27 protein-coding genes are annotated in these 24,643 nt (G+C 68.7%); 13 read left to right on the forward strand and 14 right to left on the reverse strand.

Translation table 11 applies throughout. The features are described 5' to 3' along the window. Positions 1–74: 74 nt before the first annotated feature. Positions 75–530, reverse strand: a complete 456-nt coding sequence (locus tag ACQY4K_RS02260) for an MlaD family protein (protein WP_428393059.1) — start codon at positions 528–530, stop codon at positions 75–77. A 101-nt stretch (positions 531–631) separates the two neighbouring features. Between ACQY4K_RS02260 and ACQY4K_RS02265 the strand changes: the two genes are divergently transcribed. Continuing rightward, entirely contained in the window at positions 632–1,474 is an 843-nt protein-coding gene (locus ACQY4K_RS02265; protein ID WP_428393061.1) for an undecaprenyl-diphosphate phosphatase, read from the forward strand. Continuing rightward, positions 1,467–2,228: a GDSL-type esterase/lipase family protein gene (locus ACQY4K_RS02270; protein WP_428393063.1), complete on the forward strand. Its 762-nt coding sequence runs from the start codon at positions 1,467–1,469 to the stop codon at positions 2,226–2,228. The genes ACQY4K_RS02265 and ACQY4K_RS02270 overlap by 8 nt, the downstream gene beginning before the upstream one ends. Here the strand turns inward: ACQY4K_RS02270 and ACQY4K_RS02275 are convergent. Then, complete coding sequence (locus ACQY4K_RS02275) at positions 2,222–3,538, reverse strand: dihydroorotase (protein ID WP_428393065.1); 1,317 nt, start codon at positions 3,536–3,538, stop codon at positions 2,222–2,224. The two genes, ACQY4K_RS02270 and ACQY4K_RS02275, sit on opposite strands and share 7 nt — an antisense overlap. A 47-nt stretch (positions 3,539–3,585) precedes the next feature. After that, positions 3,586–4,467 carry an NmrA family NAD(P)-binding protein gene (locus ACQY4K_RS02280; RefSeq protein WP_428393067.1) on the reverse strand — a complete coding sequence of 294 codons (882 nt, stop codon included), beginning with the start codon at positions 4,465–4,467 and terminating at the stop codon, positions 3,586–3,588. A gap of 94 nt (positions 4,468–4,561) precedes the next feature. Between ACQY4K_RS02280 and ACQY4K_RS02285 the strand changes: the two genes are divergently transcribed. Next, the gene (locus ACQY4K_RS02285; protein WP_428393069.1) at positions 4,562–5,485 is read left to right on the forward strand and encodes a LysR substrate-binding domain-containing protein; all 924 of its coding nucleotides are present in this window, start codon (positions 4,562–4,564) and stop codon (positions 5,483–5,485) included. Positions 5,486–5,510: 25 nt separating this feature from the next. Here the strand turns inward: ACQY4K_RS02285 and asnB are convergent, their stop codons facing one another. The 8 genes from asnB to ACQY4K_RS02325 are packed head-to-tail and all read right to left on the reverse strand — an operon-like array spanning position 5,511 to position 12,578. Further along, a complete protein-coding gene (gene asnB / locus ACQY4K_RS02290) occupies positions 5,511–7,274 on the reverse strand; it encodes an asparagine synthase (glutamine-hydrolyzing) (RefSeq protein WP_428393071.1) in 1,764 nt (587 codons plus the stop codon). Beyond that, positions 7,274–8,296 (reverse strand): glycosyltransferase, encoded by a 1,023-nt coding sequence (locus tag ACQY4K_RS02295; protein WP_428393073.1) that lies wholly within the window; start codon positions 8,294–8,296, stop codon positions 7,274–7,276. The genes asnB and ACQY4K_RS02295 overlap by 1 nt, the downstream gene beginning before the upstream one ends. After that, the gene (locus tag ACQY4K_RS02300; protein WP_428393074.1) at positions 8,293–9,207 is read right to left on the reverse strand and encodes a glycosyltransferase family 9 protein; all 915 of its coding nucleotides are present in this window, start codon (positions 9,205–9,207) and stop codon (positions 8,293–8,295) included. Before ACQY4K_RS02300 ends, ACQY4K_RS02295 begins: the two co-directional genes overlap by 4 nt. 14 nt (positions 9,208–9,221) lie before the next feature. Next, positions 9,222–10,058 (reverse strand): aldo/keto reductase, encoded by an 837-nt coding sequence (locus tag ACQY4K_RS02305; protein WP_428395911.1) that lies wholly within the window; start codon positions 10,056–10,058, stop codon positions 9,222–9,224. Positions 10,059–10,060: 2 nt separating this feature from the next. After that, positions 10,061–10,291, reverse strand: coding sequence for a hypothetical protein (locus ACQY4K_RS02310; RefSeq protein ID WP_428393076.1), 231 nt, complete (start codon positions 10,289–10,291; stop codon positions 10,061–10,063). Continuing rightward, positions 10,272–10,736, reverse strand: a complete 465-nt coding sequence (locus tag ACQY4K_RS02315; RefSeq protein ID WP_428393078.1) for a DNA polymerase III subunit chi — start codon at positions 10,734–10,736, stop codon at positions 10,272–10,274. The genes ACQY4K_RS02310 and ACQY4K_RS02315 overlap by 20 nt, the downstream gene beginning before the upstream one ends. Continuing rightward, positions 10,736–12,211, reverse strand: a complete 1,476-nt coding sequence (locus ACQY4K_RS02320) for a leucyl aminopeptidase (RefSeq protein ID WP_428393080.1) — start codon at positions 12,209–12,211, stop codon at positions 10,736–10,738. Before ACQY4K_RS02320 ends, ACQY4K_RS02315 begins: the two co-directional genes overlap by 1 nt. A gap of 58 nt (positions 12,212–12,269) precedes the next feature. Next, entirely contained in the window at positions 12,270–12,578 is a 309-nt protein-coding gene (locus ACQY4K_RS02325) for a hypothetical protein (protein ID WP_428393082.1), read from the reverse strand. 96 nt (positions 12,579–12,674) lie between these two features. Between ACQY4K_RS02325 and ACQY4K_RS02330 the strand changes: the two genes are divergently transcribed. From ACQY4K_RS02330 to ACQY4K_RS02375, 10 genes are all read left to right on the forward strand, one after another. After that, the gene (locus ACQY4K_RS02330; RefSeq protein ID WP_428395913.1) at positions 12,675–13,913 is read left to right on the forward strand and encodes a transporter substrate-binding protein; all 1,239 of its coding nucleotides are present in this window, start codon (positions 12,675–12,677) and stop codon (positions 13,911–13,913) included. Further along, the gene (urtB, locus tag ACQY4K_RS02335; RefSeq protein ID WP_428393084.1) at positions 13,913–15,526 is read left to right on the forward strand and encodes an urea ABC transporter permease subunit UrtB; all 1,614 of its coding nucleotides are present in this window, start codon (positions 13,913–13,915) and stop codon (positions 15,524–15,526) included. The genes ACQY4K_RS02330 and urtB overlap by 1 nt, the downstream gene beginning before the upstream one ends. Then, positions 15,523–16,590, forward strand: coding sequence for an urea ABC transporter permease subunit UrtC (gene urtC / locus ACQY4K_RS02340; RefSeq protein ID WP_428393086.1), 1,068 nt, complete (start codon positions 15,523–15,525; stop codon positions 16,588–16,590). The genes urtB and urtC overlap by 4 nt, the downstream gene beginning before the upstream one ends. After that, positions 16,590–17,291, forward strand: a complete 702-nt coding sequence (locus ACQY4K_RS02345) for an ABC transporter ATP-binding protein (protein ID WP_428393088.1) — start codon at positions 16,590–16,592, stop codon at positions 17,289–17,291. Before urtC ends, ACQY4K_RS02345 begins: the two co-directional genes overlap by 1 nt. Beyond that, on the forward strand, positions 17,288–17,986 hold the full coding sequence (gene urtE / locus ACQY4K_RS02350) for an urea ABC transporter ATP-binding subunit UrtE (RefSeq protein ID WP_428393090.1): 699 nt from the start codon (positions 17,288–17,290) through the stop codon (positions 17,984–17,986). Before ACQY4K_RS02345 ends, urtE begins: the two co-directional genes overlap by 4 nt. A 15-nt stretch (positions 17,987–18,001) precedes the next feature. Next, positions 18,002–18,934, forward strand: a complete 933-nt coding sequence (locus tag ACQY4K_RS02355; RefSeq protein WP_428393092.1) for an acetamidase/formamidase family protein — start codon at positions 18,002–18,004, stop codon at positions 18,932–18,934. 17 nt (positions 18,935–18,951) lie between these two features. Further along, positions 18,952–19,728 carry a 3'(2'),5'-bisphosphate nucleotidase CysQ family protein gene (locus tag ACQY4K_RS02360; RefSeq protein ID WP_428393094.1) on the forward strand — a complete coding sequence of 259 codons (777 nt, stop codon included), beginning with the start codon at positions 18,952–18,954 and terminating at the stop codon, positions 19,726–19,728. Positions 19,729–19,797: 69 nt separating this feature from the next. Beyond that, positions 19,798–20,787, forward strand: a complete 990-nt coding sequence (locus ACQY4K_RS02365) for an L-threonylcarbamoyladenylate synthase (RefSeq protein ID WP_428393096.1) — start codon at positions 19,798–19,800, stop codon at positions 20,785–20,787. Further along, positions 20,784–21,326: a hypothetical protein gene (locus tag ACQY4K_RS02370; RefSeq protein ID WP_428393098.1), complete on the forward strand. Its 543-nt coding sequence runs from the start codon at positions 20,784–20,786 to the stop codon at positions 21,324–21,326. Before ACQY4K_RS02365 ends, ACQY4K_RS02370 begins: the two co-directional genes overlap by 4 nt. Then, a complete protein-coding gene (locus ACQY4K_RS02375) occupies positions 21,323–22,729 on the forward strand; it encodes an FAD-binding oxidoreductase (protein WP_428393100.1) in 1,407 nt (468 codons plus the stop codon). The genes ACQY4K_RS02370 and ACQY4K_RS02375 overlap by 4 nt, the downstream gene beginning before the upstream one ends. Before the next feature lie 58 nt (positions 22,730–22,787). On the opposite strand, the gene ACQY4K_RS02380 is transcribed toward ACQY4K_RS02375, so the two are convergent. The 3 genes from ACQY4K_RS02380 to ACQY4K_RS02390 are packed head-to-tail and all read right to left on the reverse strand — an operon-like array spanning position 22,788 to position 24,633. Beyond that, positions 22,788–24,008 carry a cytochrome P450 gene (locus ACQY4K_RS02380; protein WP_428393102.1) on the reverse strand — a complete coding sequence of 407 codons (1,221 nt, stop codon included), beginning with the start codon at positions 24,006–24,008 and terminating at the stop codon, positions 22,788–22,790. Between the two features lie 50 nt (positions 24,009–24,058). Continuing rightward, positions 24,059–24,391 (reverse strand): endoribonuclease MazF, encoded by a 333-nt coding sequence (gene mazF / locus ACQY4K_RS02385; protein WP_428393104.1) that lies wholly within the window; start codon positions 24,389–24,391, stop codon positions 24,059–24,061. Then, positions 24,391–24,633, reverse strand: coding sequence for an AbrB/MazE/SpoVT family DNA-binding domain-containing protein (locus ACQY4K_RS02390; protein ID WP_428393106.1), 243 nt, complete (start codon positions 24,631–24,633; stop codon positions 24,391–24,393). Before ACQY4K_RS02390 ends, mazF begins: the two co-directional genes overlap by 1 nt. Positions 24,634–24,643: the final 10 nt, after the last annotated feature.

Genomic DNA, 24,643 nt, shown 5'->3' on the forward strand with positions numbered 1-24,643 from the left:
TAAACTCCAATGCGGAGCACTTTCGGACCAGGCGGAACCGCTTGGTCCGATGCAGTGCTCGTAAAAACAAAGACCTAATCCCCGAGGCCGCCGCCGCCGAAAATATACTGACTGATGCTCTGCTCAAGGCTGAGCATCGCATGCGTGTCGCGGATCGTCGCCCCCGGCGCCAGCCTACGGCCCGCATGCCCGGGTTCGACCAGGAGCGCATCGGCGGCGGTAAAGCCGCTGCTGCCGATGCTCAGGCTGGTGTCGGCGGGCAGCCGGTAGCGGTCGTCGATCCGGAACGCCACCTTCGTTACGAAGGTCGCCGGATCGAGGGTGATCGAGGCCACCCTGCCTACCGTAACCCCGCCGATGCGAACGTCCGCCCCCGCTTGCAGCCCGTTCGCAGACGTGAAGATCGCCTCCAGCCCATAGCGCGGGCCGCCCGCCTGGTGGCGTTGCAGAACCGTGTAGGCACAAAAGCCTCCCGTGACGGCGATCACCGAAGCACTGGCCAGGACGGCGAACCCGCTATGACGCGCCACGCTGCTCTCCTCTCGCCATGGCGCGCTGCATCCCACGCGCTTGCCCCAGGTGCAAGACTCCGGCAACAACCAAGCCCTTCGGAACCGACGAGGCCGGCCGCATGACCACACTCCAAGCTCTGCTGATCGCTCTTATACAAGGACTTACCGAACTCTTCCCGGTCAGCAGCCTGGCCCACGCGGTGATCGTCCCGGCCCTGCTGCACTGGCACATCGACCAGCGCGGCCCCGCCTTCCTGCCGTTCCTGGTGACCTTGCATCTCGGCACGGCGGCGGCATTGCTGGCTTATTTCTGGCGCGACTGGATCGCGCTTGCCCAAGGCGTGCTCGGCATGGGCCCCCCCGAGACGGTGCGCGAGAGCCGCCACATCACGCTGCTGATCATCCTCGCCACCATCCCCGCGGTGATCCTGGGCTTTCTGTTCGAGAGCTTCCTGCGCCGGCTGTTCGGCACCCCGGAAATCGCCGCCTTGTTCCTGGTCGTCAACGGCCTGCTGCTGTTCTTCGGCGACCGGCTGCGTCGCGGCGCACCCGCCTCCATCCACCGGCCGATCGCCACCCTCACCTGGCAGGACGCAATCGCCATCGGCCTGTGGCAATGCACCGCCTTCATTCCGGGAATGTCGCGCTCGGGTGCCACCATCATCGGCGGCGTGCTGCGCGGCATCGACCACCAGGGGGCTGCGCGCTTCTCCTTCCTGATCGGCACCCCGATCATCGTCGCCGCCGGTGTCGAGGAGACGCTGCATTTGCACAAGCTGGGCATCACGGTCACGAGCTGGACGCCGGCCATCCTCGCCGCCATCGTCGCCGGCGTCACCGCGTTTGCCAGCACCGCGTTCCTGATGCGCTACTTCCGCTCGCACGAGCAGTGGGCGATGGGCCCGTTCGCGCTCTATTGCGTCATCGCCGGGATTGCCAGCTTCGCCCTCCTCTATGTCTAGGCGACTGCTCGCGCTTGGCCTGCTGCTGTCGCTCTGCGCCGCGGCACCACTCTCCATCGCCAGCCGGCCGATCTCGCGCCTGGATACGCCGTGGTGGCGGCATCGCTTCGAGGCCAAGCAGGCAGCGCTGCATCGCGGCCCGGTGGAGCTGCTCTGGCTCGGCGACTCGATCACCCAGGACTGGGAACGCACGAGCCCGCAGCCATGGGCGGATTTCGCGCCGACTTGGCAGCGCTTCTACGGCGACCGCCATGCCGACAATCTCGGCTTCCGCGGCGACAGCACCTGCCATCTGCTCTGGCGCCTGGAGCACGGCGAACTCGACGGCATCGCCCCCAAGGCCGCGATCCTGCTGATCGGCGCCAACAATTTCGGCCTTGTCCATACCGACGCCGCCCAGACCTATGGCGGCATCGTCACCATCCTGCAGCTGATCCACCGCCGCCAGCCGCACATGCAGGTGCTGCTGCTCGGCGTGCTGCCCTCGATCCGCTCTGCCTGGGTCACCCGCAACACCGCCCGCCTCGACGGCTGGCTGCCCGGCCTGCCACAGCGCATGGGCCCCTGGCTGCACTACCAGGATGTCGGCGCCGCCCTCGAACGCAACGGCCACGTCGATCCGGCCCGCTTTCTCGACCCGCATCTGACGCCGCCCGACCCGCCGTTGCACCCCAACGCCCAGGCCCAGGCGGAGATTGCCACGATGATCGAGCCCATGGTCGCCGCCATGCTCGGCGACCGCATCCATCACTGAAACCGCGCGAGCCTGCCGCGTGGCGTGCCGAGTACCGCGTCATCGCGCATCACCTCCACCCCACGCAGCACCACCGCCACTGGCCAGCCGGTGACCCGCATGCCGTCGAACGGCGTCCAGCCGGCCGGTGTCGCCATCGCCGAATTCTCAATCCGCCGATGCGCCTGCATGTCGACTAGGGTGAAGTCGGCGTCGTAGCCGGCGGCGATCCGGCCCTTGCCTAGCAGCCCATAGACCCGCGCCGGACCCGCCGCCATCAGATCGACCAGGCGGCCCAGCGACAGCCGCCCGGCATTCACATGGTCGAGCATGATCGGCAGGATCGTCTGCACGCCGGGCAACCCGGCCGCGCAATCCGGCCAGGGCGGCGCCTTGGCGGCCAGCGAATGCGGCGCGTGGTCCGAGCCGAGCGTATCGACAATGCCGTCGCGCACCGCCCGCCAGCTCGCCTCAAAATGCCGCGCATCTCGGATCGGCGGGTTCATCACCGCGAGCGAGCCCAGCCGTTCGTAGCATTCCGGCGCCACCTGGGTCAGGTGGTTGACCAGCATTTCCACCGTGGCGATGTCGCGGCACTCGGCCAGCCAGGCCAGCTCCTCCGCCGTTGAGACGTGCAGGATATGCGCAGGCCGGCCAATGCGACGCGCTAGTGCAACAATGCGCCTGGTGCCTAGAAAGGCGCATTCCTCGTCGCGCCACAAACGATGGGTGTCGTATGGCGCGCCGCGCTCGAACAGCTTCCGGCGCGCCTGCAGCCGGTATTCGTCCTCGCTGTGAAAGGCAATGCGGCGGCGACCATGACGCATCACCCGCTCGATGCCCTCGTCGTCCTCGATCAGCAGGTCGCCGGTCGAGGAGCCGGCGAACAGCTTGACCGCGCAAACCCCGTCCAGCGTCTCATACTCCCCGAGTGCGGCACTGTTGTCGCGCGTCGCCCCGACATAGAGCCCAAAGTCGGTCCAGCTCGCAGCCGACGCATAGGCCTGCTTGGCGGCAAGGGAGTCCGCATCGACGATCGGCGGCCTGGTGTTGGGCATGTCGAAGACGGTGGCGATGCCGCCAAGCAGTGCTGCCTTGGTGCCGCTGGGGATGCTCTCCACGGCGGCATCGCCCGGATCGCGCAGATGCACATGCGGATCGATCAGCCCGGGCAGGACATGCAGGCCGCGCGCATCGAGCGTCGTCTCCGCGGTATCGCCCGAGTCCACCCCGAGCGATGCAATCCGCCCGCCGCGCACCCCGATCGCCATCTCGTGCTCGCCCCAGGGCAGCATGCAACGGCCACCGGTAACGATGAGATCATAATGCATGGCGAACACTCTTCCTGTTCGACGCAGTGTGAACGGAGGCGGCTCCGTCAGGCAATCGTGATCGGCGCTCCGGACATCAGGTCGGCGAAGAACATATCCATCGAACGTGGCGCGCGGCCGAGGATCGCACGCAGGGTGAACGGGTTGCCGAGCAGTCCATGCTGGTCGTAATTCGCATACATGGCCGCGAGCTGGCGTTTCTGATCGGCATTGTAGGGCAGCTTGGCCTTTGCAACCCATGCCTCGAAATCCGGCGCCGCCGGCGTGATCGTGCGGCCCGACACCCGGCTTGCGATCGCCGCGACCTCCTCCCGGGTCATGCCGCTATCGGCACTCAGTTCGAAAGTCCCGTTGAGCAACAGGTCCTCGGTCAAGGCAAGGGCGGCAACCTCCGCCACATCGCGGTAGTCGACCCGCGCGATCCGGGCCGTCGAGGAAAACGGTTCGGCCAGGACGCCGCTCTCGATGATACCCGGCCATGCAGCCACCAGGTTCTGATACAGGACCGCCGGACGGAGCAGGACATGATCGAGGCCGGACTCGAACAGGGCGTTCTCGATCGGCCGCTTCGAGGCATGGTTCCGCAATGCCAGCGAGGGATGGATAATCGTGGAGAACACGATCCGCTTCACACCCGCCCGCCTGGCCGCTTTGACAAAGCCGATGCCCATCTCGGCCTCGTCGTCCTGATAGACAGGGGAGATATAGAACGCGCGCTCCACGCCTCGCAGCGCGGCCGTCACGCTCGCTTCGTCGCGCAGGTCGCCGAGCACGACCTCCTCGGCTCCGTTGGCACGTGCCGTGCCCGCCTGGTCGGGCGTGCGAACGAAGCCGCGCGGCTTCACCCCGCGCCGTGCCAGCGCCGGCACGACCAGTCCGGCAAACCGTCCGGCGGCGCCGATGACGAGAATGTTGGAGACTTCAGGCATGGCAATCTCTCCCAAGGTTCGAGACAAAATTATGTCCAGGCCTGGATTGCTTAAACAGGCAGCGGTTAACAGCATCCGTGAATGGGAGTCTCGAATGGACCGTCTGCTTGCCATGGAAAGTTTTGTCCGCACGGTGGAGCACGGCAGCTTTGCCGCCGCCGCCGCCGGCCAGGGACTGTCTCCCAGTATGGTCGGCAACCACGTCCGGTTTCTCGAAAAGCGGCTTGGCGCGCTGCTGCTCAACCGCACGACCCGCCAGCAGAGCCTCACCGCCTTTGGCCGCGCCTACCATGAAGAGTGCCGTCGTATCCTGATCGAAATCCAGGAGGCGGAGAGCCAGGCCGACCTGGCGAGAACCACCCCTCGTGGCCTGCTGCGTGTCACCACGCCGATGGCGCTCGGCACCACCATCATGCCTGAGATCGTCGCCGCGTATCTACGCCGCTTCCCGGACGTACACGTCGAACTCGTCCTGCAGGACCAGCGTCTTGACCTTCTCGCCGAAGGACTGGACGTCGCGATCAGGGTCGGCGCGTTGCCCGACTCAGGGCTGATCGGGCGTGCCTTGCCGCCGCTGCGCCTGATCGCCTGCGCCTCGCCATCCTATCTGCTTGCGCATGGGCGCCCGCGAGCCCCTGCCGAGCTGCAAACCCACAACTGTCTGGATTTCACCTATGCCGGAGAGCCGCGAAGGTGGCGGTTTACCGGTCCGCAGGGTGACGTCGTCATCCAGATCAGCGGGAACCTGCGTATCAACAACGGACAGGCGCTGCGCGCGGCCGCGCTGGAACACCTGGGTGTGATCCTGCAGCCAGAGGTTGTCGTCGCCGAGGACGTTGCGGCCGGGCGCCTGGTCCCCCTGCTCGCGGATTATGTCGCGCCCTCTCTGCCAGTCCATTTGCTGACACAGCCGGACCGGCATGAGTCCCTGAAACTCCGCCGTTTCGTCGAACTCGCCGTGGACGGATTCAAATGCCCGGGCTTGGCCGAGATCGGGGATCGCCGGACAAACTCCTAGGACCACCCGGCACGCGCCCTGTGCCTCAGGCAGCCAGCGTTTCGAACACGTCGCCCTGCGGCGCCAGCCCCTGGACATGCGTGCGATGCCAGAGCGCATAGAACAACAGGGTCCAGGCGGCATGCTGCTCCCGCCTGCCGCCGGCGTGGCGGAACAAGCGGGTCACGGCGTCGGCGGGGGCGATCTCGTCGATTGCCGGCTGCCTCGCCACCAGCGGCGCCAGCCGCGAGCCCGCCTCGGCGATCCAGGTACCGATCGGCACCGTAAACCCCTGCTTGGGCGCGAACGGCCGCGCTTCGGGCAGGCGCGTCTCCAGCCAGCGACGCAGCAGCCACTTGCCGATACGGCCGCGCACCTTGAGTCCGTCCGGCAGCAACAGCGAGGCGGCGGCGACGCCGGGGTCGAGCAGCGGCGTGCGCCCCTCGATGCCGTGCGCCATCAGGCAGCGATCCAGCTTGAGCAGCAAATCGTTGGGCAGCCACTCGCAGATGTCTGAGTGCTGCGCCGCCAGCAGGCGCGAGCCGCCGGCATCGCCCCGCGTGCGCAGCTCGGTTGCCGCGATCCCCTGCCGCCAGCCGCTCGGCGGCACCCGCAGGACGCCCAGCCCGTCAAAGGCTCCGCGCCTGCGCATCGGGCGGCCGCCGCGCCACCAGGGGCGCATGGCGTGGCGGTAGCGGCCATAACCGGCGAACAGCTCGTCGCCGCCCTCGCCGCTGAGGATCACCGTCACGTCCTGCTTGGCCCGGCGCGCCAGCAGCCAGGTCGGGATCACCGCGTAGTCGGCGACCGGATCGTCCAGGCAGGCGACGATCTCGGGCAGATGCCGCCAGACCATGGCGGCATTGATCCGCAACAGCTCGTGCCTGGCTCCCGTCGCCCGCGCCAGCACCGTCGCCTGCTCGCTTTCGTCGGCGGCACCCGGCGCATTAAACGCAGCGGTGAAGGCGCGCACAGGCTCGCTCGCGACCCGCGTCATCAGATGCAGCACGGTCGCACTATCGATACCGCCGGACAGGAACAGCCCATACGGCACATCGCTGCGACAATGCAGCGCCACGCTCTCGGCAAGGGCGGCATCCAGCCGTTCCAGGGCGGCGGCCTCGTCGATCTGCTCGATCGGCCCCGCCGGCATCGACGCAATCCGCTGTCGGTCGATAATCCGGCCGCCGGCAATCCGCACGGTCTCGCCGGGCAGGACGCGGGCGATGCCTGGAAAGATCGTCTCGCGTCCGGTGGTGAACTGCAGTTGCAGCAGCTCGTCGCGCGCCTGGGTCCGCAGTCCGCGACGCACCAGGCCGGCCGCATGCAGCGCCTGCGGCTCCGAGGCGAAGGCCAGCCCGTGCGGCAGCTCGGCGATATAGAGCGGCTTGATGCCGAAGCGGTCGCGAGACAATGTGAGGTTCTGGGTGCCGCGTTCGTGGATCGCGATCGCATACATCCCGCGCAACCGTGCTGCGTAACCGGGGCCGTCGCGCAGCCACAGATGCAGCGGCGGTTCGCAGTCGCTGCCGGAGGCGAAATGCACCTCCGGCAGGCCCGCGCGCAGCGCCAGGTCATTATAGATCTCGCCATTGGCGATCAGCGCCGCCGCACCCGCGAACAGCGGCTGGTCACCACCGGCGATGTCGATGATCGCCAGCCGCGTATGCACCAGCGCCACCCTGCCGACCAGGGTGTGCCCGACGCCGTCGGGGCCACGATGCGCGAGTGCTGCCGCCAGCGCCGACAGCACCGCGGGGTCGGCGCGAGCCGCATCCGGTGCGAACGCAATCCCCGCGATCCCGCACATCAGGCCTTCTCCGCGTCGGCGAGGAATGCGTGCCAGCGCGCCAGCACCGGTGCGACGGCGAAGTCGGCTTCAAAGCGCGCGCGTCCGGCGGCAGCCAGCCGGGCGGCGTGTGCGGGATCGTCGAGCACGGCGCCGATCCCCGCCGCCAGCGCCCGCGGGTCTTCCAGCGGCACCAGGATGCCGTCGACGCCGCTGGTGATCAGCTCGACCGGACCCTGGGCCGCACTTGCCACCACCGGCAGCCGGGCGGAGAACGCCTCGATCACCACATTGCCGAGCGGCTCGTGCCGCGACGGGCAGACCAGCAGGTCGGCGGACGCGAGCAGGGCGCCGCTGTCGTCGCTCCAGCCCGGCATGCGCACCCGATCCGCCACACCCAGCTTACGCGCCAGGACCTCCAGGGCGGCGCGCTCCGGGCCCTCGCCCGCGATCAGCAGCGTCGCCCTGGGCACCAGGGCCACCGCCTCGATCAGCACGTCGAAGGCCTTGTTGCGATGCAGCCGGCCGAGGGCGAGCACCAGCCGTGCGCCCGGCGCCAGCCAGTCCGGCCGGGTGCGCGCCACCGTGCCGTGATCGTTGGAGAAGTTCGGCAGAAGGTGGACCCGCGCCGCCGGCCAGCCCTGGGCGCGCACCCACTCGACGATGCCGCGTGTATTGCCGATGAGATGGTCGCAACGTCGGTAGTTGGCGAGGTCGTAGAAGCCGCCAAGCCGGCCGGTGAGCACCCAGTCGCCGCGCGGTGCCGCGCGCGCCGCCCGGCTCATCCAGGCCACTGCGACGTGAGGCGCAAACGCCGAAAGCGCCCGCCGCAGACGCGGCCTGGTCAGCAGGTCAAGCCCACCACCGAAGCGCAGTTGCAGCGCCTCAAGTCCGCCGGCGCGCAGCCGCTCGGCCCGCCGCGGATTGCGTCGCATGGCGGCCAGGATCGTCTCGCCGCTGCGGGCTTGCGCCACGCACAGCCGCTCGTAGAACAGCTCCGCACCGCCCATCTCGGCGCCGGCCATGATATGGGCGATCCTCATGCGGCCAACGTGCCCGCCCGGCGCAGCAGCGACAAGGCGGCATCCAGCGCGGGTGCGACCGCGAGCCTAGCGATCGGCGCCGCACCGGGCAGCCCGGGGCTGACAACGAAGCCGGTGCAGCGTCCAACGGGGGCGTATTCATCGGCGCGGCTGGGACCGAACAGCCCGAGCGTCGGCGTCCCGGCGGCGGCGGCCAGGTGCATCAGTCCGGAATCATTGCCGACGAACAGGCCGCAGCGCGCCAGACACGCCGCCGCCTCCGGCAGCGACAAGGCGCCGCACAGATCGATGGCATTCGGAAGCACGGCCAGAACTCCGGCCGCCATCGCCCGCTCCGCCGCACCAGATCCGGCGAAAACCACCGGCCGGCCTCCGGGGATTTGCGCGGCCAGCCCCTCGTACAGAGCGACAAAATTCGCCGCCGGCCAGACCTTGCCGGACCAGTTCGCGGTCGGCCCCAAGCCGATATAAGCGGCCGGCCCGGGCAACAGCATCTCCGCGCGCGCGCGATCCTCGGGCGCCGTCCAGACCACCGGCAGCGGCGGCGGATCGAGCCCGAGCACCTGGGCAAGGTGGCTGGTGCGGTGTCCCGGCCGGCGACCGCCGCGCATCACCGCCCGCTTACGCGTCGTCAACAGCCAGGTGGTGGCCGAGCCGCGCAGGTCGATGGCCAGATCCCAGCGCGTGCCGACGCAGCGCCGCCAGAGTGCCAGCCAGTGCAGATCATATGCCTGCTTCTCGACGATCACGGTGCGCTCGCGTCCCGGCATCCGGTCGAACAGCCCGGCCGCGACCGGCCCGCATGCCACCGTGACGCGCGCCCCAGGGTAAGTACGCAGCAGATGGTCGAGCAGGCCGGTGGAGAGCACGGCATCGCCGAGCCGGGTCGCGGTGATGAACAGGATGCGCAAAGACGGGGTTGGACCTACAGCAAGGCCAGCGGTGTCTTGCCTCTGGGCGGCGGGAAGGCCTGATCGATTGCGGCGAGATCCTCCGCGTCCAGGGTCAATGACAAGGCCGCCGCATTCTCGCGCACGTGCGCCACATTCGCCGACTTCGGGATGCTGATGATCGTGTCGTGCCGCAAGGTCCAGGCGAGAGCCACGCAAGCGGGGGTGCATTCATGCTTGGCAGCGAGCCGGACCAGGGCCGGATGGTCCAGCAGCGCGCCACCCTGTCCCACCGGCGAGTAGGCCATTATCGGGATGCCCTGCTCGACTCCGTAGCGCAGCAGGTCGAACTCGATGCCGCGATACTCCAGGTTGTAGAGCACCTGGTTGGTCAGACACCCATTCGGCCGCGCCAGGCCCACCAGATCCTGCATGTCGCTCACGTCGAAGTTCGAAACACCCCAATCGCCGATCAGGCCGTCTCGTCGCAGCGCCTCGAAGCCGTCGATGGTCTCGCCAAGTGCGATGCTGCCGCGCCAATGCAGCAGATAGAGGTCGATCCGCTCGACATTCAGGCGCTTCAGACTGGCGCGGCAGGCTCGTTGCACGGCCGCCTTGCCGGCGTTGGACGGCAGCACCTTGCTGACCAGGAACACGCCCTCGCGCCGCCCCGCGATCGCCTCGCCGACAAGCTCTTCGGCGGCGCCGTCACCATACATCTCGGCGGTGTCGATCAGGGTCATCCCCAGGTCGAGGCCCAGACGCAAAGCCGCGATTTCCGCCGCGCGCGCGGCGCGGTCCGAACCGATTCGCCACGTTCCCTGCCCAAGCGCCGGCACCCTGGAGCCGTTATGCAAGCGAACAGTACGCACGCTCACGGCGCGCGATCCTTCTTCTCCCCCGCCGCCTTCTCAACATCCGTGCGATCGTCATGCGGCAGTCCCATGGACTCGCCCTCATGCGCCTCGTCGGGCACCCCGTTGGTCATGCCGGGGCGGTTGGTTTCGGGATGGCTTGGCGGAGTCTGCTCATCGAGCGGCTCCGGCTTGCCTTCGTCCTGCATCGGCTTCTCCTGCTCCACGAACTCAACCGGCGGCAGCGCCACGGGTTGCCTCAACCCAGCCGCGCGCCTCCTGTCGCCAATAGGCCAGCGTGTGCCCCTGCTCCTTGCATTGCGTCCAGCGCCCGCGCGCCGCCTCCATTGCCGCCGCGTCGCCGCCGTCGAACAGGTCGAAAACCCGGGCAAAAGGATCGAGTGACGCCGCCTGCACGCCGTCGAGCAGGAACAGGAAGCGCGCCTTGTTCACGGCCCCGCCTTCCTGGGCGATCAGGATCGGCTGCAGCGCCGCATGGGCAGCCTGTACGGTGCCGTGCGGCAGCCAGACCGGCGTCAGCACCTGCCACAGTGCTTCGTCGATCGCAGCCACACGGTCGGCGCCGCGCACCAGCACCAGTGCCCGTTCGCCGAGATCGAGGGTACGCCCGAGCAGACGCGGCAGGGCCTGCTCGGCCGTGGTGCGGGTCAGATGATAAAAGCCGATCGCCGCCATCAGCCTTCGTGGCAGTCGGCCACCAGGCGGTCGAGCAACCGCACGCCGAACGCGGTGGCGCCCTTCGGCACCGTCGGCTTGTCCTTGGCGGCCCAGGCGACGGCGGCGATGTCGAGATGCGCCCAAGGCACCTTGCCCACGAAGCGTTGCAGGAATTGCGCGGCAGTGATCGAGCCGCCCGGACGGCCGCCGATATTCTTCATGTCTGCGATGTCCGAGCGCAGCAGCTTATCGTAGCTCTCGCCCAGCGGCATCCGCCAGACCGCCTCGCCCGACGCGAGGCCAGCCGCCAGCAGGTCGCCGGCCAGCCCGTCATCGTTGCTGAACAGCCCGGCATGCTCGTGACCCAAGGCCACGACGATGGCGCCGGTCAGGGTCGCCAGATCGATCATGCAGCGCGGCGCGAACCGCTCCTGCGCGTACCAAAGCACATCGGCCAGCACCAGGCGGCCTTCGGCGTCGGTGTTGATCACCTCGATGGTCTGTCCCGAGCAACTGGTCACCACGTCACCAGGCCGCTGCGCCCGTCCCGACAGCATGTTCTCGACCAGCCCGACAATGCCCACCGCATTGACCCGGGCCCGCCGCCCCGCGAGGGCCGCCATCAAACCGGTGACCGCTCCGGCGCCGGCCATGTCCCACTTCATGTCTTCCATGCCGCCGGCCGGCTTGATCGAGATGCCGCCGGAATCAAACGTCACCCCCTTGCCGATGAAGGCGACGGGTGCTTCGTCCGCTTGCCCGCCGTTCCAGCGCATGATCACCGTGCGCGGCTCGGCGTCGGAGCCCTGCGCCACCCCCATCAGCGCGCCGAAGCCGAGTTCGGTCATCGCCGCCGGCCCCAGCACCTCGATGTCGAGCCCAAGGCTGCTTAGCGCCTCGATGCGGTCGGCGAACACCGGCGGGGTCAGCACATTGGCCGGCTCGCTGACCAGGTCGCGGGCGACGAACACGCCGTGCGCCACGGCCGCAAGTGCTGGCCAGGCATCGCGCGCAACATCGGGCTCGTCCGCAAGCACCCTCAGGGCGGCAAGCAGCGGCTTGTCCTCTGGCTTCTCACGTGTGCGATAGCGGTCAAAGCGATAGGCGCCGAGCACGGCACCGAAGGCGGCCTCCGCCGCAAGCGCCGCCGACAGGGCATCGGCCCCCAGCACGCCGCGTGCCTCCCGCTTCAGCGCCGCCACCGCCGCACTGCCCGCCGCTTGCGCCACATTTGCATCGACATCGGCCGACTTGCCGAGCCCGATCAGCACCACCCGCGAAAAACCGCCGCCCGGCCCTGGCAGCACCAGGCTCTTGCCGCGGGCGAAGCTGAACGCGGCCGCCTGCACGGCCCGCGTAAGGCCGCCCTCAGTGGCGCGGTCGACCGCCTCGAACAGCGCCGAACGGGCCCCGTCCTCCGTGCCGAGAAGTGCCAGGGCACTCGCCTCTTGCACATCGTCGAGGCGAGCTTGGGCGAATTCGATGTCCAACATGCCGTCAGCCTTTTGTCGGTTTCGGGATACGCCCCGGGTTTGCGAGTCTGAGCGGACTTCAGCCGGATGGACAAGAGGCCAGCAGCCGCGCGGTCATGATGCGCCACTCGTCCTCGACCGAGACGGTCGGCACCGCCTGACCGGCCCGCCGATACCAATAGCTGGCGTTGCCGCCGTCGCCCTCGACCCGGTGCAGATGCGCATGCATCCAATCGCCGCGCGCCGTACCCTCCTGCTGCTGGACACAGTCGTGCGCGCGCTCCCAATCGCCCTTGGCCTCCCACCAGAGCGCCTGCAGCGCGAGATCCAGCGCCGCCGGCGGTGACGGGTCGACGAGGCTGGCACGGAATTGCGCGATCGTCGTCATGCTTGGCTCTCCCATATCGGCTGGCACGAACTTTGCGTGACGCATGCCTGCAACGCGTCTGCCGCTGAACCCGATGACGAGGTGTCCTTGACCATCATGCCAAATCAATCGCTGGTGACCCGCCGCACGGCACTGGCCGCCGCCGCCTCCTCGCTGGCGCTGCCGGCGATCATCCGTCCGGCCCGCGCGGCCGGCACCGTCAAGCTCGGCTGCCTGTTCTCGTCGTCCGGCACCATGGCCAATCTCGAGGGGCGCCTCAACTACGTGGCGCACATGGCCGCCGACGAACTCAACGCCAAGGGTGGGGTGCTCGGACGCACCGTCGAGGTGATCACCACCAATCCCGCCTCGGACTGGCCGGCCTACGCCCAAATCGGGCGCCAGCTCCTCCAGGAGCAGAAGGTCGCCGCCCTGTTCGGCTGCTGGACCTCTGTGTCGCGCAAGTCTGTGCTGCCCGTCGTCGAGCAGAATGACGGCCTGCTATTCTACCCGCTGCATTTCGAGGGCGAGGAGAACTCGAAGAACGTCGTCTATCTGAACTCACCGCCGGCGAGCTCGGTGCTGCCGGCGGTGGACTACCTGATGGGTCCCGACGGCGTCGGCGCCAAGCGCTTCTTCATGCTCGGCACCGACTATGTCTGGCCGCGCACCATCAACAAGATCCTCAAGGGCTACTGGAAGACCAAGGGGATCACCCCCGCCGCCTGGCAGGAGCACTACGTGCCGTTCGGGTTCAGCAACTTCCAGACCCTGGTCAACGCCATACGCAGGTTCGAGAGCGAGGGCGGCGGCCAACCGATCGTGGTGCTCACCGTCGTCGGCAGCTCGATCCCCGACTTCCTGCGCGAATACACCAACCAGAAGATCAAGCCGACCGAGATGCCGGTGCTCGGGCTGGACATGGTGGAAGCCGACCTCGAAGGCCTCAACACCGAGGGGCTGGTCGGCACGCTGAACTGCTGGGCCTATCTGCAGAACGCGCCGGGGCCGCGCAATCAGGCGTTCCTCGCCGACTGGGCCGCCTACGTGAAGAAATCCGGCGCACCCTACAGCCCTAAAACGGTCATCGATCCGATGGCCTCGACCTATGACGGTGTTCATATCTGGGCAGAAGCTGCGAAAAAGGCAGGCAGCTTCGACGTGCCCGCCGTGCGCAAGGCCTTCGCCGGGCTCAGCTTCGACGGGCCGTCCGGCTACACGCTGACGATGACGGCGGCGAACAACTATGTCAGCCGCGGCGTCTTCATCGGTTCCGTCAACGACAAACAGGGTTTCGACGTACTGTGGCAGTCGAAGAATACGCCAAAGCCGGTGCCGTTCAGTCCCTATAGCTAATGCGGCTCATTTGGGGGTCGCTCGCAGCCCTGGCGGCGGTCCTTGCCGTCTCAGGGAGCGCCGAGGCCGCACCGCTCGATCGTGGCGGCACGGTCGGCCTGCTGTGCAGCGGCAGCCAGGAAGCGGTCACCGCCTTGCACCGCCTGCTCGATTCGGCGCCGACCGCGAGCCCGGCCGACGCCGCATGGTCGATGCAGCTCGCGCATGCATTCTCCGACCGCGCGGTGCGGTGCGGCGGGACGGGCAAATTCCTCGATCTCCCGGCGGGCGGGGTCGATGCCGCGTCGCTCGCCCCGGCCCGGATCCCGCCTGGGCTCCCCGCACCGCTGCCCAGCCTGCGGGCGCGGCGGCTGCTGTCCGAGACCATCGCAGCACTGACCCTGTTCGTCGCCGCGTCGCAGGACGACCGACTGGCCGCGGTGGCAACCCTGTCGCATTTCCAGGACCAGCTCCCGTCCGGGCTACTCCAAGCCGCACTGCACCGTACACACGACCCCGCCGTGCGCGCCGCGCTGCGCGCCCTGATCGTCGAGACGGGCCTGTTTTCCCCCGACCAGAGCCGGCGCCTGGCGGCGATCGCGGCCCTCGGCGCGCGCGCAACATCACGTGACGTAGCCCGCCTGAGCGCGCTGCGCGCCGATCCGAACTTCGCCCACGACCCGCGCACCACGGCCGCCATCGACCGCGCGCTTGCGCAGGCGCACTTCTGGGTGCGCAGCGGAGCGGTGCTGTCGCTGCTCTATAACGGGCTGAGCACCGGCAGCGTGCTGTTCCTGTCGGCGGTCGGGCTGTCGATCGTCTTCGGCCTGATGGGCGTGATCAACCTCGCCCAAGGCGAGCTGATCACCGTCGGCGCCTATGCCACCTTCTGCGTCCAGGAGGCGCTGCGCCACGTCGCCCCCGGCCTGCTCGGCTTCTATCCGCTGTTTGCCGTCCCCGTCGCCTTTGGTGCGGCGGCGCTGGTCGGCGTGGCGATGGAGGTCACGGTCATCCGCCATCTCTACCAGCGCCCGCTGATGACCCTGCTTGCGACCTGGGCGATCAGCCTGCTGCTGGCCAATCTGGTGCGGGTCGGTTTCGGCACCCAGAACCTGCGCTTCGACACGCCGTCCTGGCTTTCGGGGGGCACCCGCCTGGTGGGCGACTGCCTGATCACCTGGAACCATCTGTTCGCCATCGGCTTCGCCGTCGCCGCCTTCGCGGCGGCGCTTGCGGTCCTGCATCTGACCGATCTCGGGCTGTTCATCCGCGCGGTGACGCAGAACCGGGCGATGGCGGGCGCTCTCGGCGTGCGCACCTTGCGCATCGATCGCGTCGCCTTCGGCCTTGGCGCGGGTCTCGCGGGCCTTGCGGGACTGGCGCTGTCGCCGACCTACAACGTCAATCCAACGATGGGCTCCGGCTTCATCATCGACAGCTTCATGGTGGTGGTGCTCGGCGGCATCGGCAGCCTGCCCGGCACCGCGCTCGCCGCCCTCGGAATCGGGATGGTCGATGTCGGCATCGAGCCGTTCTACGGCGCCGTTGCCGCCAAGGTGGTCTCGCTGCTGCTGGTGGTAGCGCTGATCCAGTGGCGACCCGAAGGCCTCGTCGCGATCAGGGGGCGCCGGTGAGCCGCCGCTTCGACGTTCCGGCCATTCTCACTATGCTCGTGCTCGGCCTCCTGGCGGTGGCATTGCCGGCCCTCGCCTTGACTGCCACGCTGCCGACCTATCCGGTCAATCTGATCGGCCAGTTGATGTGCTTCGCGCTGTTGGCGATGGCGGTCGATCTGCTTTGGGGCGGAGCCGGCATCCTCAGCCTCGGGCACGGGCTGTTCTTCGCGCTGGGCGGCTATCTGTGCGCGATGCACCTGCTGCGCACCGCCCACGCCGCGACCCACGTGCTGCCGGATTTCCTGCTCTATATGGGTGCCGCCGGATTCCCCTCATGGTGGGGGTTCGCCGACAGCGCCGCCCTCACCGTCTTCGCGATCCTGCTGGTGCCGGCGGCGGCGGCCTTTCTGTTCGGCTTCGTGTCGTTTCGATCGCGGGTCAACGGCGTCTATTTCTCGATCATCACCCAGGCGCTGACCTACACCGCGATGCTGCTGATGTTCCGCAACGACACCGGATTTGGCGGCAATAACGGCATGACCGGCTTTCACGACCTCGCGGGCCTGCCGCTCGGCGGCCCGACCGCCACCGTGGCGCTGGCCACCGCCTCGATCCTGGCAGTGCTCGCCTGCCTCGTGGCCGGCAGGTTTGTCCTCGGCTCGCGCCTGGGGAGGCTGCTGGCCGCGGTGCGCGACGACGAGCCGCGGCTGCGCTTCCTCGGCTACGAAACGCTCTGGCTCAAGCTTGCGGTCTGGTGCGCGTCGGCCTCGCTCGCCGCCGTCGCAGGCGCCCTCTATGTGCCGCAGGTCGGCATCGTCAATCCGGCGCTGCTCGACCCGGCGCTATCGCTGGAGGTCGCGGTCTGGGTCGCCATCGGCGGCCGCGGCGGCCTGTGCGGCGCGATCCTGGGTGCCACCCTGGTAACCCTGCTCAAGGCCTGGCTGTCCGCCTCGGCGCCGCTGCTCTGGCCGTTCGTGCTCGGTCTGCTGATCCTGCTGGTGGTGATGGCGTTGCCGAACGGGCTGCTCGACATCGGCAATCGGTCCCGCGCGTGGATGACGCGGCTCGGGCGTGCCGCCTGATGGCCGACGCCGTCGCCGTGCTCGACCTGACCGTCTCGTTCGGCCGCTTCGTCGCCCTGCGCGACCTCACCTTCCGCGCGAGCTACGGCCATGTCCAGGGCGTCATCGGCCCGAACGGCGCCGGCAAGACCACGCTGCTCGACGTGCTGACCGGCAAGTCACGGCCACGCTCCGGGCGGGTGCTGCTCGACGGCACCATCGATCTCGCCCGCCTGAGCGACGTTGCCCGCGCCCGCGCCGGCATCGGCCGCAAGTTCCAGAAGCCCAGCGTGTTCGAAGCGCTCACCGTCGCGGAGAACCTCGACCTGGCGCTGCGCCGCGCCGCCAGATCGGCGCCGGTCGCGCGCTTGCTCGAAACTGTCGGGCTTGCGGCACTGCGCGACCGGCTGGCCGGCACGCTGTCGCATGGCCAGAAGCAATGGCTCGAGATCGGCATGGTGCTGATCGGCGAGCCCAAGCTGCTGCTGCTCGACGAGCCGGTGGCCGGGATGAGCGACGAGGAGACCGCGCAGACAGCCACGTTGCTGCGTCGACTACGCGCCCCCGACCGAAGCATCGTCGTCATCGAGCACGACATGGATTTCGTCGCCCAAGTCGCGGACGGAGTGACGGTGCTGCATGAGGGACGCACCTTGTTCGAAGGCTCGATGGCGGCCGCGCGCGCCGACCGCCAAGTGATCGAGGTCTATCTCGGACGATGACGGAGCATCTTCTGATCGAGCGGCTCGACCATCATTACGGCAGTGCGCAGAGTCTGCGCGGCGTCTCGCTCGCCCTGCAATCCGGAGAATGCCTGGCCCTGCTGGGCCGCAACGGCGCCGGCAAGACGACGCTGCTGCGCTGCCTGGTCGGGCTGCTCGCCCCGAGCGGCGGCCGCATCCTGCTCGACGGCGAGGACATAAGAAGCTGGCCGTCCTACCGGCGCGCCCAGGGCGGCATCGGCTACGTGCCGCAGGGCCGCGACATCTTCCCCGGCCTGACCACCGCCGAGAACCTCGCGGTCAGCCGCAAGGCGCACGGCATCCGCGATAGCAGCGGCACCGACGAGGTCTGCGCCCTGTTCCCCGCACTGCGCACGCTGTGGCACCGCCGCGGCGGCGACCTCTCCGGCGGCCAGCAGCAACAGCTCGCGATTGGCCGGGCGTTGGTCGGGCAGCCGCGCCTGCTGATCCTCGACGAGCCGACCGAAGGCATCCAGCCCTCGATCGTGCAGGCGATCGAGGCGGTGATTGCCGCGCTGAAGACGCGCATGACGATCCTGCTGGTCGAGCAGTATGTGGATTTCGCGCGCTCGCTCGCCGACCGCATCGCCGTGCTGAGCCGCGGCGCTGTCGTCTCGGACAACGCCGCCGCCGACATCGACCCGGAGCGCCTGCGCCGCTCGCTTTCGATCTGAACAGGAGATCCCGCCATGGCCCATCACGAAATCCCCGCGACCCCCGAGAACATGGTGCTGGGCTATCTCGATGCGACGACGCCGCCGGTGCTGCAGATAAACTCCGGCGACACGGTGACGCTGCACTCCTTTCCCGCCGGCGGTCGCGAGACGCTGCCGCCCGACCTGGCGGTCCCCGACGATTATCTCGCCGCCCTCACCGCCCTGCCGGCCGGCCCCGGACCGCACTTCATCACCGGCCCCATCCATGTGCGGGGCGCGGCACCCGGCGACACCCTGCAGGTCGATATCCTTGAGGCGACGCCACGCATGGATTGGGGGTTCGTCGCCATCATGCCGCTGCTCGGCACGCTGCCGGACGAGTTCACCGACTATGAAACGATCCATCCGCGCGTCGACCGCAATCGCGGCGTCTGCACGCTTCCCTGGGGCACGGAGCTGCCGCTCGATCCGTTCTTCGGCATCATGGGCGTAGCGCCGCCCAAGGCATGGGGCCGCTGCGGCTCGCCGGTGCCGCGCGCCTTCGGCGGCAACATGGACAACAAGGAACTGAAACCCGGCACCACGCTCTATCTACCGGTCTTCAACGACGGCGCCCTGTTCATGGCTGGCGACGGACACGGGGTGCAGGGCGACGGCGAGGTCTGCATCACCGCACTTGAGACTGGGCTGAGCGGACGCTTCCGGCTGACCGTGCGGCGCGATTTCCCGGTGGCGTTCCCGTTCGCCGAGACGGCGACGCACCTGATCTCGATCGGGCTCGACGAGGATCTCGACGACGCCGCCAAACAGGCGGTGCGAGAGATGGTGGTGCATGTCTGCCGGCGGAGCGCACTCACCCGCAACCAAGCCTACATGCTGTGCTCGTTGGCCGGCGATCTGCGCGTCACACAGACCGTCGACGGCAACAAGGGTGTCCACATGATGCTGGCCAAGAGCCGCATCTGACCTCTAACAAGGATGCGATGAACGACCCCGATCTGCTCGCCTTGGCCGGCGCCCTTGCGCAGCGCGCGTCCGGCATCATCCTGGAGATCCGCGCACGCGGCTTCGAAACCCTGGCCAAGTCCGACCTCAGCCCGGTCACCGAGGCCGACCACGCCGCCGAGGCCGCCATCCTGGAGGGCCTACGCGGCAACACGACAATTCCGGTGATCGCCGAGGAAGAGATCGCCGCGGGCCTGACCACGGCGCCCGGGGAATGCTTCTGGCTGGTCGACCCGCTCGACGGGACCCGCGAGTTCGCCGCCGGACGCGACAACTTTACCGTCAATATCGGCCTGGTGCGCGGCGGCCGGGCGGTGCTGGGCGCTGTGGCACTCCCCGCTTTTAGGCAACTCTATCTCGGCCGCGTCGGCTTTGGCGCGACACGAACCGACGCGGACGGCACCCGCCCGATAGCGGTGCGCACCGCCCCGGCCGAGGGACTGACCGTGCTCGCCTCACGCCACTATGCAGGCGACCCGGCCTTGCGCGCCTATCTCGGCGCGCAGCGCATCGCCACCCTCGGCAATATCGGCTCGGCGGCCAAGTTCGTGCGGGTGGCGGAGGGGGCGGCCGACCTGTATCCGCGCCTCGGACGCACCATGGAGTGGGATACCGCAGCACCCCAGGCGGTCGTCGAAGCCGCCGGCGGCACGGTCACCCTGTTCGACGGCAGCCCGCTCACCTACGGCAAGCCGGGCTGGGAGAACCCGCACTTCGTCTGCCGCGGCCATCTCTTCGCTCGCGTCACGTCATAGCGGTGCGCCTTGCCGCGATGCTAACAAGGCCGCACCTCCACCGCCGAGTCGGAGAAGCGGACGGGTTCCATGCAGACAGTCGAGACCCAGCGCCTACACGCCGACACCCAAGGCATCGCCCGGGCGGCGACGCTGCTGCGCGCGGGCGCCCTGGTCGCGTTCGGCACCGAGACGGTCTACGGCCTGGGGGCCGACGCCACCGACCCGCGGGCGGTCAACGCCGTGTTCGCGGCCAAGCAGCGGCCACGCCATAACCCGCTGATCATCCACCTCGCCGACGCCGACGCCGCCTTTCGCGAGGTGCGCGAGAGCGACCTCGCGCGCGCCTTTGCCGCACGCTTCTGGCCCGGCCCGCTGACCCTGGTGCTGCCACGCCTGCCCGCCAGCAGGGTCTGCCCGGGGGCCGCCGCCGGGCTCGACACGCTCGCGGTTCGCGTTCCGGCTGGGGACGCCGCGCGCCGGCTGCTGCATGAGACCGACCGGCCGGTCGCAGCACCCTCCGCCAACCGCTCCGGCCGGATTAGCCCAACCCTGGCCGCCCACGTGCTCGATGGGCTCGGCGGCCGCATCGACGCGGTGCTCGATTGCGGGCCCTGCGTCGTCGGGCTGGAAAGCACGGTGCTCGCCCTCGACGACGATGGTGCCACCCTGCTGCGCCCCGGCGGCATCGCCACGGAGGCGATCGCGTCCCTGCTTGCCGAATACGGCGCCCCGCCCCTCCTCGCTGCCCTCCCGCACGACCCCCCGCGCGGCCCGGGGCAGCTCGCGGCACATTACGCGCCAAGCCTGCCGGTGCGCCTCGACGCAGACACCGCCCACGACGACGAAGCCCTGCTCGCCTTCGGGCCGGCGCCCGACCATGCCGGACCGATCTGGAATCTCTCGCCTAGCTGCGATCTCACCGAGGCGGCGCAGCGGCTGTTCGCGGGCCTGCGCGCGCTGGACACCCAGGCGAGCGCGCTGAGCTTGGCCGGGATCGCGGCAATGCCGATCCCCGCGCACGGCCTGGGGCTTGCGATCCGCGACCGGCTTGCCCGCGCCGCGGCCGCCACACAATGACTCAGGGCCTCGACCCGAAGGAGCTCAAGACGCTCTCGGACATCCTCGCCCTTGTCCTGGAGGACCAGCCCGGCCAGGCGGCCAGCGCACTGGAGGCGATCCGCGCGCGGGCCCGACGCAATGCCGTCACCGGTGGTGCGCTGAAGAACCTGTTCGTCGCCATTGCCCCGAACCCGCCGGCGACGCGCGCCGCCCCGCGCCCCCGCGCCACCCGCTCCACCGCGGCGGGACCTGAACTCGCCGCCGCGCGGACCCGCATTTCCCAGCTCACCGCCGACGTCAACCGCCTCGACCTCGATCTGCGCCACACCACCGCGCGCATCGAGTCGCTGCGCGCCGAGTTGAACCTTACCCGCCAGGCCCGCGCCGAGGCGCAGCAATCGCTGCTGCAGGTCAGCCGCGACGGCCGTCAGCGGACGCTGCTGATGGGGCTGTGCCTGGTCTGCGGCATCCTGATCGGGATTGCCGGCTCCTCTGTGTTCCACGCCCTTGATCCCCCGCCACCCCGTGACATCTCACCCTTGATGCAGTCTCCATGACCGACCTTCTGCGCGCCCTCAAGGAGAGGCTTGGCGAGGCCGGGGTGCTGACCGCGCATGCCGACACCGACGCCTATTGCCACGACTGGCGCGGCCTGTATCACGGTCGTGCGCGTGCGGTGATCCGTCCCGCCGACACCGCGTCCGTCGCCGATGCCGTCCGGCTTTGTGCAAAGCACGGCGCACAACTGGTGCCACAAGGCGGCAACACCAGCATGGTCGGCGGCGCTTCGGTCCGCGACGACTCAAGTGAAATCATCCTCTCGCTCGCCCGGATGAACCGGGTCCGCGCAATCGATCCCATCGACATGACCTTGTCCGTGGAGGCCGGCGTCATCCTCAAGACGGCCCAGGAGGCCGCGGCTGCCGCCGGGTGCCTGCTGCCGCTGTCGATCAGCGCCGAGGGCTCGGCCCAGATCGGCGGCATCCTGGCGACCAACGCCGGCGGCAACAACACCGTGCGCTACGGTAACGCGCGCGAGTTGGTGCTCGGCATTGAGGCGGTACTCCCCGACGGCAGCGTACTGTCCGCCATGCGCCGGCTGCGCAAGGACAACACCGGCTATTCGTTGCGCCATTTGCTGGTCGGCTCCGAAGGCACGCTCGGCATCATCACCGCCGCCGTGCTGCAACTGGCCCCACAACCGCGCACGATCGAGGTCGCCCTCTGCGCCGTCCCCTCGCCCGAGTCGGCGCTGACCCTGTTCACCCGCATGCGCGGCCAGGACCCGTCGGCGATCCAGGCCTTCGAATACATGTCCGGCATCAGCATGGGCTTGGTTACGCAATACATCGAAGGTGCAACCCTGCCGCTCGAACGGGCCGCGCCGCATTACGTGCTGATCGAACTCGCCACCGCCCGCGACAACGCCAACCTGCGCACCCTGCTGGAATCGGTACTTGCCGAAGCCCTGGAGGATGGCTGCGCACTGGACGCCGTGATCGCCGAAAGCGGCGCGCAACGCGCGGCACTCTGGAAGCTACGCGAGGAACATTCCGAAGCGCAGAAGCGCGCCGGCGGCAACGTCAAGAACGACGTTTCAGTCCCGCTCAGTCAGGTCCCGGCGCTGATCGCCCGCGCCTCCGACGCCTGCGCCACCCTGATCCCCGGCATACGCATCGCGCCGTTCGGCCATCTCGGCGACGGCAACATCCATTTCAACCTGATCCAGCCCGAGGCGATGGCACGCGACGACTTCCTCGCCCGTGAGCACGACATCATGGAAACTGTCGCCGCAATCGTGCGCGACCTCGACGGCTCCTTCTCCGCTGAACACGGTATCGGACGTCTCAAGACCGACATGATGCAAACCTGGCGCGGCGGCGCGGAACTGCAAAGCATGCGACGGATCAGGCAGGCCATCGACCCGGATGGGCTGTTCAATCCAGGAAAGCTTTTCTGACGGCGTCAGTGTCCATGGACTCAGCCAAATCGCAGTCGACCGCGCCGCTGGCGATCCATTACGCGTCGGTGCGCGCCGCGGCAACCAGCCACAGCGCTTCCAACCCGTTGAATGTCGGCGCAGCCTTGCGCCTCGGTGGCCGCGCGGGATCGAGCGAGAGCGATGGAAAGTGATCGAGCAGCGCAGTGATACCGATCTGCGCCTCGGCCCGGGCCAGCGGCGCGCCCAGACAGAAATGCACTCCGCCGCCGAACGCGACGTGGCTGGGGTCCAGCCGCTCAACGTCGAAGCGATGCGGGTCGGCATGCACGGCCGGATCCCGGCCGGCCGCAAGCAGCGACGACTCGATCTTGTCCTGTGCCGCGATCGGGCAGCCGCCAATCGTGGTCGGACAGGTCGCGACCCGCATGACCTGCGCCACCGGCGGGTCAAAGCGGAGCATCTCCTCGACGGCATTGCGGATCAACTGAGGGGACGTCTGCAGCTTGCCGAGTTCCGCCGGGTGCTCAAGCAGCGCCAGGACGCCGTTCCCGATCAGGTCGGTGGTTGTCATGTTGCCTGCTAACAGCAGCAGGTTACAGGTGGTCACGATCTCCTGGGCGCTCAACCGCTCGCCCTGCTCCTCGGCGGCCGCCAGGGCGCCCACGAGATCGTCCCGCGGCACCCGGCGACGCCGTGCCACCACATCGGCGAAATAGTCCTTCAGGTTGCGGTCGGCATCAATCAGGCGTTCGCGCTGGGCGTCGGTTGGCGCCGGATTGAAGACATGGATCATGGCGTCGGACCACCGCCTGAACGACGGCAGGTCGGTGGCGTCGACGCCCATCATCTCGGCAATCACGATCGTCGGCAGCGGTGCGGCATAGGCTTCGAGCAGGTCAAAGGAAGGCGCGCCTGCGAGGTCGTCGAGCAGAGCCGAGGCCACCTCGGCGATACGTGGCCGCATCGCATCGGTGGATCGCTGGTTGAACGCCTGTGCCACCAGGCCGCGCAATCGCTTGTGGTCGGGATCGTCGAGCCGGAGCATGGAAAGATCGTCATCGTCGGGGAGGTTGCGGCGATCGGGGCTGTCCTCACGGAGCTTGCGCGGGTCGACGGCGAGGCTGCGATCGTTCAGCACGGCGCGAACATCGGCGTAGCGCGTCAGGTAGAACCTCTCGAACGCGCGGTCGAGGTGCACGGGGGCGGCCGCCCGAAGGGCCTCGAGTATGGCGTGCGGATGCTCTCGGAACGCCGGGTTGAGCGGCGTCAGCGCCATGCCCTCGGGAAGCTCGCTCATCCGTGGTCTCCTGATTCTTGTGGTCTCGCCGTCAGCGGGTTCCGGGGTCGTCATCCGATCAGCGCGATCAGCTTGGCCCGCAACTCGGCCAACTCGGATGCACGCGCGCGGCCTTTGCGGGTTGCGTTGCGGGCACGCCAGTCCTGGCTCTTGACCTGATCGGCAAGTGCTACGCTTGGGGGGCTGCCAGCCAACGTCACCTCAAACGGGTAGCCTTTGATCCGGGTCGTCGTCGGGCAGCACAGGATCATGCCGGTGCGGCCGTTGTAGCCGGCTGGGCTCAGGACCACGGCCGGTCTGTGTCCAGCCTGTTCATGACCTGCCTGGGGGTTGAACTGGAGCCAGACGATATCTCCGGCATCGGGCACATAGCCCGGCGCCATTACCAGAATTCCCCGCCGACCGGCTTGCCCATGCCGACCGGGTCATGGCGGTTTTCGTCACTGATCCCGGCAATCAAGGCTTCGACATCGTAGCGCGCCGGCCGCAACGGCTCGATTACGATCCGACCGCCTTCCTCGCGCACGTCAACCTGCTGATCCAGTCGAACCTGCGCCGCCTCCAGCACCGCGGCCGGGATACGCACCGCGGCGCTGTTGCCCCACTTCTTTACCACGCCCTGCACGCGACTCTCC

The sequence above is a fragment of the Lichenicoccus sp. genome (assembly GCF_965276875.1).
In the GTDB taxonomy this organism is placed as follows: Bacteria; Pseudomonadota; Alphaproteobacteria; order Acetobacterales; family Acetobacteraceae; genus Lichenicoccus.